11 protein-coding genes are annotated in these 10,768 nt (G+C 73.8%); 8 read left to right on the forward strand and 3 right to left on the reverse strand.

Features of this window, described 5'->3' with window-relative positions:
• Positions 1-23 precede the first annotated feature (23 nt).
• Positions 24-1,367 carry a 3-oxoacyl-ACP reductase gene (locus EBN88_RS12585; protein ID WP_122183939.1) on the forward strand — a complete coding sequence of 448 codons (1,344 nt, stop codon included), beginning with the start codon at positions 24-26 and terminating at the stop codon, positions 1,365-1,367.
• An 8-nt stretch (positions 1,368-1,375) separates the two neighbouring features.
• Complete coding sequence (locus EBN88_RS31770; RefSeq protein ID WP_407703405.1) at positions 1,376-2,368, forward strand: MaoC family dehydratase; 993 nt, start codon at positions 1,376-1,378, stop codon at positions 2,366-2,368.
• A gap of 306 nt (positions 2,369-2,674) precedes the next feature.
• Here EBN88_RS31770 and EBN88_RS12595 read toward each other — a convergent pair whose 3' ends face one another.
• Positions 2,675-3,331 (reverse strand): TetR/AcrR family transcriptional regulator, encoded by a 657-nt coding sequence (locus EBN88_RS12595; RefSeq protein WP_122183940.1) that lies wholly within the window; start codon positions 3,329-3,331, stop codon positions 2,675-2,677.
• Between the two features lie 134 nt (positions 3,332-3,465).
• On the opposite strand from EBN88_RS12595, the gene EBN88_RS12600 reads away from it, so the two are divergent.
• The 4 genes from EBN88_RS12600 to EBN88_RS12615 all read left to right on the forward strand — a co-directional run bounded on the left by EBN88_RS12600 (position 3,466) and on the right by EBN88_RS12615 (position 6,191).
• Positions 3,466-3,924 carry an SCP2 sterol-binding domain-containing protein gene (locus EBN88_RS12600; RefSeq protein ID WP_122183941.1) on the forward strand — a complete coding sequence of 153 codons (459 nt, stop codon included), beginning with the start codon at positions 3,466-3,468 and terminating at the stop codon, positions 3,922-3,924.
• Between the two features lie 6 nt (positions 3,925-3,930).
• Complete coding sequence (locus EBN88_RS12605; protein ID WP_122183942.1) at positions 3,931-5,145, forward strand: acyl-CoA dehydrogenase family protein; 1,215 nt, start codon at positions 3,931-3,933, stop codon at positions 5,143-5,145.
• 133 nt (positions 5,146-5,278) lie between these two features.
• Positions 5,279-5,461 carry a hypothetical protein gene (locus tag EBN88_RS12610; RefSeq protein ID WP_122183948.1) on the forward strand — a complete coding sequence of 61 codons (183 nt, stop codon included), beginning with the start codon at positions 5,279-5,281 and terminating at the stop codon, positions 5,459-5,461.
• On the forward strand, positions 5,454-6,191 hold the full coding sequence (locus tag EBN88_RS12615; protein ID WP_122183943.1) for a hypothetical protein: 738 nt from the start codon (positions 5,454-5,456) through the stop codon (positions 6,189-6,191). Before EBN88_RS12610 ends, EBN88_RS12615 begins: the two co-directional genes overlap by 8 nt.
• Positions 6,192-6,273: 82 nt before the next feature.
• On the opposite strand, the gene EBN88_RS12620 is transcribed toward EBN88_RS12615, so the two are convergent.
• Positions 6,274-7,137 (reverse strand): glutathione S-transferase C-terminal domain-containing protein, encoded by an 864-nt coding sequence (locus tag EBN88_RS12620; protein ID WP_122183944.1) that lies wholly within the window; start codon positions 7,135-7,137, stop codon positions 6,274-6,276.
• Positions 7,138-7,529: 392 nt separating this feature from the next.
• Positions 7,530-8,678: an LLM class flavin-dependent oxidoreductase gene (locus EBN88_RS12625; protein ID WP_122183945.1), complete on the reverse strand. Its 1,149-nt coding sequence runs from the start codon at positions 8,676-8,678 to the stop codon at positions 7,530-7,532.
• A 452-nt stretch (positions 8,679-9,130) separates the two neighbouring features.
• Here EBN88_RS12625 and EBN88_RS12630 point away from each other — a divergent pair, with 452 nt between their 5' ends.
• Together EBN88_RS12630 and EBN88_RS12635 are read left to right on the forward strand one after the other, a co-directional pair.
• Positions 9,131-9,904, forward strand: coding sequence for a GntR family transcriptional regulator (locus EBN88_RS12630; RefSeq protein ID WP_122183946.1), 774 nt, complete (start codon positions 9,131-9,133; stop codon positions 9,902-9,904).
• Positions 9,905-10,015: 111 nt separating this feature from the next.
• Positions 10,016-10,768: amidase family protein (locus tag EBN88_RS12635; protein WP_407703404.1), on the forward strand; the 753-nt coding region annotated here is incomplete at its 3' end.

Genomic DNA, 10,768 nt, shown 5'->3' on the forward strand with positions numbered 1-10,768 from the left:
ACCCTGGAGTAGGGAGGAAATCAATGGCCGACCGCTATCTCTCCTTCGCCACCGGTCGGGTGGGCGCCCGGGTGGTCCGCCGGCTGGGCCTGCCGCGCCCCGTCGAGCTGCCCCGCCACCGGCCGGGCGCGCCGCCGGTCGCCGGCCCCGTGGTGCTCGGGCACGCCGACGGGGCGCGCGCGGAGAAGGCGCTGCGCGCCGTGCTGGACTCCTGCGGCGCCCGCGTCGAGGAGCGGCCCGCGCGGCCGTTCGCGCTGGTCTTCGACGCCACCGGCGTCGCCTCACCCGCCCAACTCGACCGGCTGCACGCCTTCTTCCACCCCCGCGTCCGCTCGCTGGCCACCGGCGGGCGGGTCGTGGTGGTCGGCGGCGCGCCCGAGGACGCGGCGACGGCGGGCGAGGCGGCGGCGCGGCGGGCGTTGGACGGCTTCGTCCGCTCGCTCGGCAAGGAGCTGCGCGGCGGGGCCACCGCCCAACTGCTGCTGCTCGCCCCGGGCGCCGAGCGCCAGGAGACGCTGGAGTCCACGCTGCGCTTCCTGCTCTCCGCCAGGTCGGCCTATGTCTCGGGGCAGACGCTCCGGCTGGCCGCCGGCGAACCGGGCGGCCAACCGGCCGACTGGGAACGCCCGTTGGCCGGCCGCACCGCGCTGGTCACCGGCGCGGCGCGGGGCATCGGCGCGGCCGTCGCGGAGACCCTGGCCAGGGACGGCGCCCGGGTGGTGGCGCTGGACACGCCTGGCCAGCGCGAGCCGCTGACGGAGCTGGCCGAGCGGCTCGGCGGGCTCGCCGTTCCGCTGGACATCACCGCCCCGGAGGCGGGCGACCTGCTGCGGGAGCGGCTCGCGGCCCAACCAGCCGACGGCGGGGGCGCGTTGGACATCCTGGTGCACAACGCGGGCATCACCAGGGACCGCACGCTGGCCCGGATGGACGCCGAACGGTGGCGCGCGGTGCTGGACGTGAACCTGATCGCGGTGGAACGGCTGACCGAGGCCCTGCTCCCCGAGCTGGGCGAGGGCGGGCGGATCGTCTGCACCTCCTCCATCAGCGGGCTGGCGGGCAACGTCGGGCAGACCAACTACGCGGCCAGCAAGGCGGGGCTGGTCGGCCTCGTGGGCCACCTGGCGCCCCGGCTCGCCGAGCGCGGGATCACGGTGAACGCGGTGGCGCCCGGCTTCGTCGAGACCGGGATGACGGCGGCGGTGCCGGCGCTGGTGCGGATGGCCGGACGGCGGATGAACAGCCTGGCGCAGGGCGGGCAGCCGGTGGACGTGGCCGAGGCGGTGGCCTATCTGGCCGCCCCGGCCAGCGGCGCCGTCAGCGGGCAGGTGCTGCGGGTGTGCGGCCAGGCCCTGTTGGGGGCGTGAGCGTGACCATGCCCCCTTCCGGGCCGGTGTTTTCCCGCCCGCCCGGGCTGCTCGCCTCTTACGCGCGGGCGCTGCGCCCCCAGCGCGCTTCCATTGGCCGCGCGCTCCCTGCGCGCACCCTGCGCCTGTCCCGCGTTCCGCACGAGCCGGCGCGGCTGCGCCGGTACGCGGCGCTCTGCGGCTTCCCCGATCCGACGGCCGGGCCGCTGCCCGTCACCTATCCGCACCTCTTCGCGTTCCCGCTGACCATGCGGCTGCTGACCGCCCGCGACTTCCCGCACCCGGCGCTCGGCCTGGTCCACCTGGCCGACGCGATCGAGCGGTCGCGCCCGCTGGCGCCGGACGAGGAGCTGAGCGTCGCCGTCCACGCGGAGGCGGCGGAGCCGCACCCGCGCGGAACGGCGTTCGCGGTGGTCGCGGAGGTGCGCGACGCGGACGGGGCGGCGGTGTGGCGCTCCACCAGCACGTATCTGCGCCGGGGGCGCGCGGACGCTCCGCACGCTGGCGCGGAGGGTGGCGAACGCGCGGGCTCGCGCGCCCGGCGCGCGAGCGCGGAGCACGCCGGCGCGGAGGGTGGCGCGGCCGGGTCCGGGCGTGCCGGCCCGGGCGGACGCGGTGGTCCGGCGTCCTCGGCCGGCGAGGTGGACGGCAACGCGCCGACGGTGACCGAGTGTTGGTCGCTGCCGGCCGACCTGGGCCGTCGCTACGCGCGGGTCTCGGGCGACCGGAACCCGATCCATCTGCACCCGCTCACCGCCCGCCCGTTCGGCTTCCGCCGGCCCATCGCCCACGGCATGTGGACGACGGCGCGGGCGCTCGCCGCGCTGGACGAGGTGCTGCCGGAATCCTTCGCGGTGAACGTGCGCTTCCGCGCGCCGGCGGAACTCCCCTCCCGCCCCACCTTCCACGCGGCCCCCACCGCCGACGGCGGCCACGCGTTCGGCCTCACGGCCGCCACCGGCCGCACCCTGCTGACCGGCGAGATCACGCCGTGCCCCTGAGCGGGGCGCTGCCCGCCCAGGGCGCGGGCAGCGCGGGGTGGCGCGCTGCGCGCGGCTTCGCGCGCCGGGAGGGGGCGCATCCGCGCTGGCGCGGAAGGCCCGGACGAGGCGGGGAACGAAGCGGTGGGTTGTCCGTTCGCGCCGGGCGGCGGCGCGCCGGGCTCCTGGGCACGGGGGTGAGCATCCGGGCCGGGCGCCGCTCGCGCACGCCGCACCGCGCCGTACCCGACGCGGCGACGGCAATCGGCCAACGCACCGACCGTGGGCGCTCCGCCAACCGACGGGGTCCGACCGTGGGCGCCCCCGCTAGCCGACGGAGTCCCCCGGTGGGGACCACATCTCGCCGCCGAGGACGTCGCGCATTCCGACCCAGATCATGTTCATCAGCCGGAGCGCCACACGCTCCGGCGTCTCCTGGGGGTTCCGTTCCATCCAGTCCGTCAGCGAGTCCGCCGCCCCCACCAGCGCCGAGGCGACGAAGTCGGCGTCGGCCGGGCCGAGTCGGGCGTCGGCGCCGCCCTCGTCGATGCCGCGCCGCACCAGGTCGGTCACCTCGGCCATCACCGACTCCCTGGCCCGTTCCAGCTCCTCCGCGATGGCCTCGCTCTGCTCCGGCGTCTGCCGGTGCAGGATCACCCAGCTGTCGCGGTGCTCGGCGACGAAGGCGAAGAACGCGGACAGCCCGCGCCAGAGCCGCAGTTGGGGCTGGTCGCCGCTGTCGGCGGCCTGCCGGAACGCGGTCACCAGCGCCTCGGCGGCCTGCCGCACACAGGCCACGAAGAGGTTCTCCTTCGAGCCCAGGTAGAGATAGACCATGGGCTTGGAGATCCCGGCGAGGTCCGCGATCTCGTCCACCACCGCCGCGTGGTACCCGCGCTGGGCGAAGACCCGCAGCGCCGCGTCGACGATCTCCCGTTCACGCACCCTTCGCGGGAGTCGCCGCCGGGTCTTCTCAGTGGTCACTCTTGTCAGCCTACCCACGCCGCCAGTAATCTTACTTTCCAGTAAGTCTACTTCACAGTAGGTACGGTAGGTACAGCGGAAGGAAGTCGCACCGGCCCCTCCGGGCTGGCGACTTCGGTAAGGACGGACCAACGATGGCCGACAGCGGTTCGGAACTTGGCGAGCTGGACTTCGCGCAGGTCACCCCGGAGGAGTTCGCGGCGTTGGTGAAGCGGACGCCGGCCAGGGAGATCACCGAGCTGATGCGCGGGGAGCTGCGCACCCGGGTGCTGGCCGAGATCTTCGGCCGGATGGAGCGGCAGTTCCGCCCGGAGAACGCGGGTTCGTTGAACGCCGTGATCCGGTGGGAGATCACCGGCGAGTCAACGGCCGTCTGGGAGACCAGCATCGCGGACGGCACCTGCACGGTGCGCGAGGGCGCGCACGCCGCCAGGCCCCGGGTCACCCTGACGATGGCGGACGCCGAGTTCCTGAAACTGGTCTCGGGCAACGGCAGTCCGGTGACGATGTTCATGACCCGCAAGGTGCGGATAGCCGGCGACATCGGCGTCGCCTCGGGGCTGACCCGCCTCTTCGACATCCCGAAGGGCTGAGCGTCGATGACCGGGTTCTCCCTTGAACTGACCGAGGAACAGCGGGATCTCAAGGAATGGGTCCACGGCTTCGCCTCCAGCGTGGTCCGGCCGGCCGCCGCCGAGTGGGACGAACGCGAGGAGACGCCCTGGCCGGTGATCCAGGAGGCCGCCAAGATCGGGCTCTACGGGTTCGAGTCGCTGGCCGAGATGTTCGGCGATCCTTCGGGGCTGTCCCTCCAGATCGCCAACGAGGAGCTGTTCTGGGGTGACGCCGGCATCGGCATGGCCCTCTTCGGCACCTCCCTCGCCGTCGCGGGGATCTTCGCGGCCGGCACCTCCGAGCAGCTGGTGGAGTGGGTGCCACAGTGCTTCGGCGACGCCAACGACCCCAAGGTCGCGGCGTTCTGCGTCTCGGAGCCTGAGGCCGGCTCGGACGTGGCGGCCATGCGCACGCGGGCCCGCTACGACGAGGCGAAGGACGAGTGGGTGCTCAGCGGCCAGAAGGCCTGGATCACCAACGGCGGGATCGCCGACGTCCATGTCGTGGTGGCCTCGGTGGCACCGGAGTTGGGCGCCCGGGGGCAGGCCGCCTTCGTCGTCCCGCCGGGCACGAAGGGACTGGTCGGCAACCGCAAGATCAAGAAGCTGGGCCTGCGCGCCTCGCACACCGCCGACGTCTTCCTGGACGACGTGCGGGTGCCGGGCTCCTGCCTGTTGGGCGGCAGGGAGCGCCTGGAACGCCGGCTGGCCAGGGCACGCGAGGGCGACCGCGCCACGGGGCAGGCGGCGATGGCCACGTTCGAGGTCTCCCGCCCGACGGTGGGTGCCCAGGCGCTGGGCATCGCGCGGGCGGCGTACGAGTACGCCCTCGACTACGCCGGCGAACGGGTCGCGTTCGGCCGCCCGATCGTGGAGAACCAGTCGATCGCCTTCGCGCTGGCCGACCTCCGCACCGAGATCGACGCGGTGCGGCTGCTGATCTGGCGGGCGGCGTGGATGGGCCGCAACGAGAAGCCGTTCACGGCGGGCGAGGGCTCGATGTCCAAGCTCCGCGCCGGCGAACTGGCCGTCGCGGCAACGGAGAAGGCCGTCCAGATCCTCGGTGGCGCGGGCTACAGCCGCGAACACCCGGTGGAGCGGATGTACCGGGACGCGAAGATCTACACGATCTTCGAGGGCACGAGCGAGATCCAACGCCTGGTGATCGCCCGCGCGATCACCGGCCGCCACATTCCGTAGGGGGACGGTCGGGCATCGGCGGAATGTTTCGGGGAAGGCAATGAAGATGGTCCCTTCGAGTGAAACCCCGGACGGCTGTCAGGACGACTGTCAGTGCCGCCTGGTTCACTGGGATGGACAAAGGGGGTTGGCGATGCCGACGGTGATCCACATGACCCGCGCGGAAGCGCTGGCAAGACGCGAGGAACTGCTTCAACAGGCCGGTCTCTCCTACGAGCAGCTTCGCCAACAGGCCGAGGTCTACGCACTGACGATGGATCAACTTCTGATTTGGCACACAATCGAAGGTCTCGACTACCTTTTGGCAGATGAGTGAGGCTTCGACCCTGGACGGCTTGGCGAGCGATTTCGCAGACCGGCTGACCGACCTGACGCGGGGTGTCCTCGGGGAGGACACCCCGCGCTTTCACGCGATGGTTCTCGACCCAGGTCGGAAGATCCGCCTCCAACCCTTCGGCGCGGACAAGCGGATACGGCCCATCCCCGTTCGGATCGGCTCGGAGATCCGCATCGACCTGCTGGTCATGTACGACTGCTGCTGGGACGGGAGCAGCAGTTTTCTGGCAGCAGACAAATCCGAGGTCAAGGTCCAGTACCACGAGGTGCCTGACCCGCTCTTCCGGTTCGAGTACGAGCGGGCAGGAGACGACCCGCCAGGAGCACACATCCACGTCCACGCCCATCGGGACGAGGTCGCGTATCTGCTGCGCCTGGCCGACGCAGGACGGCCCAGAAACGCGCTGCGGAAGAACCGCCTACCTCGCTCCTCGGAGCTTCACCTGCCCGTCGGAGGGCATCGGCTGCGCCCGGCGTTGGAGGACGTACTGCTCTTTCTCAAGCGTGAGTTCGAGATCACGACCACGCTGAACTGGCGAGCGGTTCTGGACGAACACCTGCGGGACTGGCGCGTGACCCAGCTGAAGTCGGCGGTGCGGGACGCCCCGGACGCGGCTGCGGAAGCACTGCGTTGGCTGGGTTACCACGTGGAACCGCCTGCCGTGCCCGCACAGCGCGATTCGGCCACGGTGAAGCTCTTCCGCCCCTGAACGCCGGCCACCCCTGAACGCGACGCCTCAACGGCCGCCAGGCCGTTGAGGCGTCGCGTTTCCGCTGAACCGCTTGCGCGGTTCAGCGGGTCAGGACGTTCGGCGTCGGGGTCCAGTCGATGATCTGGACGGCCGCGCCGGCGGCCTCCAGGCCACGGCAGCGGTGCGCGTGGCGGCGGGCCATGTCGGCCAGGCGGAGTTGCCCGCCGAAGGCGGGAAGCGCGCAGAGCCGCCGGGCATACGCCCACAGCGCCGAGTGCTCGGCGATCCGGTGGACCGCGTCCGCGCCCAGGTGACAGCGGTGCACGGTGTCCAACCGCACCAGCGCGACCCAGAGTTCGACGTCGGCGGCCGTCAGCTCGTCGCCCAGCACGAACGGCGCGTCGGCCACCCGGCGGTCGAACGCGGTGAGCGTCGCCAGCAGGGTCTCCAGCGCCCACTCCCCCGCCTCGCCGGCCCCGGCCTCTCCCGCGAGCTGGGCGGCCTCGCCGATGTCGCGCTCGCAGCGCAGCGTCAGCGCGTCGATTCCGGCGGCCAGCTCGGCCGGGCGCAGTTCGGGGCGGTCGGGCGCGCGGAAGCGGAGGCTGAGGTCGGCGAGGATGTCGGGGACGTGGTTGCTGACCAGCCGTCCGGTCCAACGGTCGGTCAGGGCCGGGCTGTTGGCGGGCCCGGCGTGGCCGTGGACGGTGGCCGCGTAGGCCGCGCGGAGTTCGGCCCGGCCGTGTTCGTCGTCGGGGAGGGCGGGCAGGAGGGTCACGGGCAGGACGTCGGACAGCTCCAGCAGTGCGTGGGTGATGGCCACCCGTAGGCCGTCCGAGCAGGACAGCGACAGATGGAGCCGGTAGCGGTGCGGTGCCGGGTAGTGGCCGCTCTTGGCATCGGTGCCGATGCGTTCGCGGACCAGACAGGGGCCGTTCGTCGGCGAGGTCGGCGTCGTTGCGGGCATGGCTCTCCCATGGGGACGTTTCTCCGCGCGGGGCGCGAGGGCAGGCGGGCAGGAGAGAGGGCGGTCGCGGGGCGGGAGCCCGCGACCGCCGTGTGGCCGGGGTTAGACGGCGCTGTTGACGCGCAGCAGGTCGATGTGGCGCCGGCAGGTCAACAGCCTGGGCGCGGGAAGCGCGCACAGCGCGGCGAGTGCGGCGCTGTGCGCGGCAGACACGGGCCGCGCGGGGCGGATGCGGAGCCGGGCGGGGCGCGAAGCGGGCAGCGCGGGGCGCCGAGGAGCGGCTGGGCGCACCCTCGTCGTTCCGTCCGCCATGGAGTGCTCCGTCCGTTTCCGTGCGACACGCCCGTGGGGCAGGCCCTCCGTCGGATTGTCCGGGTCCGGATGGAGGGGCGTCAAGAGGTGGTGAGGGTCGCCTCCCTTTCGAACGCGCCGGCCGTGCGCCCGGCGCGCGCCTGCCCGGCGGCGTCCCTGCGGGCGACCTCGGCGCGGACCAGCGGGATGACGTGGCGGCCGAAGTCGATGGCGTCGCCCAGCAGGTCGTAGCCGCGCGCCGAGATGATGTCGACGCCCAGGTCGTAGTAGTCGAGCAGCGCCTCGGCGACGGTCTCGGGCGTGCCGACCAGCGCGTTGGAGTTGCCTCCGCCGCCGGTGGCGGCGGCGGTCGGGGTCCACAGGGCGCGGTCGTAGCGTTCGCCCTGCTCGGCGATGGCGATCAGGCGTTGCGAACCGGTGTTCTGCGGACCCCCGTTGGGGTGGGAGTGGCGGCGCTGGCGGCCGCCCCGTGCCTTGATGGCGGCCAGGGTGCGGTGGGCCTTCTCCCAGGCGAGTTCCTCGGTGGGCGCGATGATGGGCCGGAACGCCACCTGGATGCGGGGCGGGGTGGCGCGCCCGGCGGCCCTGGCCGCCGCGTGGACGGCGGCGATCTGTTCGGCGGTGCGCTCCAGCGGCTCGCCCCACAGGCAGTAGATGTCGGCCTCGGCGCCGCCTGCCGCCAGCGCGGCCGGCGAGGAGCCGCCGAACGAGACGCCGGGGCGCGGCTGTTGGACGGGGAAGACGTCGCTGACATAGTCGTGGAAGCGGTAGTGCTCGCCCTCGTGGTCGAACGCCTCGCGCCGGGTCCACACCTTCTTGACGATCTCGATGTACTCGCGGGTGCGGGCGTAGCGCTCGTCCTTGGTCAGGGTGTCGCCCTCGCGGCGCTGCTCGTGGTCGCTGCCGCCGGTGATGAAGTGGACGGTGAGCCGGCCGCCGCTGATCTGGTCGAGGGTGGCGAAGACCCGGGCGGCGTAGGTGGGGTAGGAGAGGTTGGGCCGGTGGGCGAGCAGGATCTGGAGCCGCTCCAGGCGGGAGGCGAGCAGGGCGGCCGCCGTGGCCGGGTCGGGCGATCCCGAGCTGTAGGCGAAGAGCACCCGGTCCCAGCCGTGGTCCTCGTGGGCCCGGCCGAGTCGGACGGTGTAGTCGGGGTCGAAGGCGGGGCCGGAGCGCGGGGTCGTCTCCGAGCCGTCGTTGGTCGCTGCGATGCCGAGGAACTCGACGGGCATGGGTGATCACGCCTTTCGGCCGCGTTCGCCCCGGGTGGGGGCGCGCGGCAGGGTTGGTGCCAAGCGGGGTGGTCGAAACGCGCGGGGCGCGGGGCGCGTGGTGGAACGAACGGTGCCCGGGAGGCCCGTCCCGGAGGTGGGCCCGGGTCAACGCCAAGGGCGGAGGGCCGGGTTGGCGGTGAGGCCGTCAGGCGGCGAGCGCGCGGGGACACGAGGCGGACCACACTCGACCGAAGTCGATGTGGTCGCGGGTGACCAGCGTGCGCGCGTGGTTCATGCGTTCCAGTGCAACAGCGGCCGGCGCTCCCGTCAACGGGTGTCCGCCCGCCGGGACGGCGCGCGGGGCGGGCCGGGCGGGCGGCGGCCGCCCGTAACACGCGGGGGCGGTCCGTAACACGCCCGCGATCCGCGCTCAAAGCGGGGGAAACGCGCGCTTCCTAGGGTCGCCGGCCATGGACACACCGCTGTATGCAGCCCCGTCGACACCTCGGGGCCGGCCGCCCGCGCCGCCCGGGACGCTGGCGCCGCCGGCCGCCGTCTCCGGCGCGCGGGCGGGCAGGGACCGCAGGGCGGAGGTCTATGTCCGGCTGCGGGACCTGCTGTTGGCGGGCGAGTTCGACGCGCGACACCGGCTGGTCGAGGTGCGGCTGGCCGAGCGCCTGGAGGTCTCCCGCACCCCGGTGCGGGAGGCGCTGGTGCGGCTGATGGCCGACGGGCTGGTGGAGCGGCGGGACGAGGGCTACTACCCGGCCCGGCCCAGCCTGGGCGAGCTGCGGGACCTCTACGAGCTGCGGGTCACCGTCGAACTGCGCGGCATCGCACGGGCGTTGGAGTCCGACCTGGTGACACACGACGCCGCGCTGCTGGAGCCGCTGCGCGACGGCTGGCGGAGGCTGCGCGACCAACCGCCGCCGCCCGACCCGGGGTTCGTGCTGTGGGACGAGGACTTCCACCAGACGCTGCTGGCCGCCTCCGGCAATCCCCGGCTCACCGAGACGCTGGAGTCGGTGAACGTGCGCATCCGGCCGGTGCGGATGTACGACTACCTCAGCGAGGAACGGGTGGGGCGCACGATCGCCGAGCATCTGGCCATCGTCGAGGCGGTGTTGGCGGGCGAACTGGCCGAGGCGCTGGCCGCGTTGCGCCGCCATGTGGGCGAGTCGCTGGAGGTGGTGGCCGAGCACGCGGCGCGCGCCATCGCCCAACAGGCCCTGCGGGAGGGCTGATGCGCCGGCCCGGCCATCGCCACCAAGGCCAACACGCCTTATCTGGCGGCCCGTTGACTCCGACCCGACCCGCCCCGCACCCGGCACCGCGCCCAGCACCAGGAGTTCCCGTTGCGCACCATCACCACCACTCGAACCAACCGCACCACCGCCGTTGAGCGGACCCGGCGCGCCCTCGCGCTGCTGGCCGAGCGGGCCCGCCCCGAGGCGTGGATCGCCGTCCGTCCTGAGACCGAACTGCTCGCGGAGGCCGCCGCGTTGGACGCCCGCGTGGCGGCCGGCGAGGCGTTGCCGCTGGCCGGTCTGGTCTGCGCGGTCAAGGACAACATCGATGTGGCGGGGCTGCCCACCACCGCCGGCTGCCCCGGCTACGCCTACGCGCCCGAGCGGGACGCGCCGGCCGTGGCGCGGCTGCGCGCGGCGGGGGCGCTGGTGGTGGGGAAGACGGCGCTGGACCAGTTCGCGACGGGGCTGGTCGGCACGCGCAGCCCGCACGGGCCGGTGCGCTCGGCCGGCGACCCGGAGCGGGTCAGCGGCGGGTCCAGCTCGGGTTCGGCGGTGGCGGTGGCGGTGGGCGTGGTGGACTTCGCGCTGGGCACGGACACGGCGGGCTCGGGGCGGGTGCCGGCCGCGTTCCAGGGCATCGTGGGCGTCAAGCCGACGCTGGGCCTGGTGCCGACCGAGGGCGTGGTGCCGGCGGCGCGGTCGTTCGACTGCGTGACGGTCTTCGCGCCCACGCTGGGCCTGGCCGGCGAGGTCGCCGGGGTCATGGCCGAGGGCGCGCCCGGCGTGGGCGGCCGGGCCTGGCCGGCGGACGCGCCGCTGGGGGCCCCGCCCGCGCCGGTGGTCGCGGTGCCGGCCGAG

Source organism: Streptomyces triticirhizae, from assembly GCF_003696235.1.
Taxonomy (GTDB): domain Bacteria; phylum Actinomycetota; class Actinomycetes; order Streptomycetales; family Streptomycetaceae; genus Streptomyces; species Streptomyces triticirhizae.

Bases quoted from the DNA above. Each gene is read 5' to 3' on its own strand.
- EBN88_RS12620 (WP_122183944.1), bottom strand. From the start codon at position 7,137: ATGCCCGCAACGACGCCGACCTCGCCGACGAACGGCCCCTGTCTGGTC.
- EBN88_RS12625 (WP_122183945.1), bottom strand. From the start codon at position 8,678: ATGCCCGTCGAGTTCCTCGGCATCGCAGCGACCAACGACGGCTCGGAG.
- EBN88_RS12610 (WP_122183948.1), top strand. From the start codon at position 5,279: ATGCCGACGGTGATCCACATGACCCGCGCGGAAGCGCTGGCAAGACGC.
- EBN88_RS12600 (WP_122183941.1), top strand. From the start codon at position 3,466: ATGGCCGACAGCGGTTCGGAACTTGGCGAGCTGGACTTCGCGCAGGTC.
- EBN88_RS12630 (WP_122183946.1), top strand. From the start codon at position 9,131: ATGGACACACCGCTGTATGCAGCCCCGTCGACACCTCGGGGCCGGCCG.
- EBN88_RS12605 (WP_122183942.1), top strand. From the start codon at position 3,931: ATGACCGGGTTCTCCCTTGAACTGACCGAGGAACAGCGGGATCTCAAG.
- EBN88_RS31770 (WP_407703405.1), top strand. From the start codon at position 1,376: ATGCCCCCTTCCGGGCCGGTGTTTTCCCGCCCGCCCGGGCTGCTCGCC.
- EBN88_RS12615 (WP_122183943.1), top strand. From the start codon at position 5,454: ATGAGTGAGGCTTCGACCCTGGACGGCTTGGCGAGCGATTTCGCAGAC.
- EBN88_RS12585 (WP_122183939.1), top strand. From the start codon at position 24: ATGGCCGACCGCTATCTCTCCTTCGCCACCGGTCGGGTGGGCGCCCGG.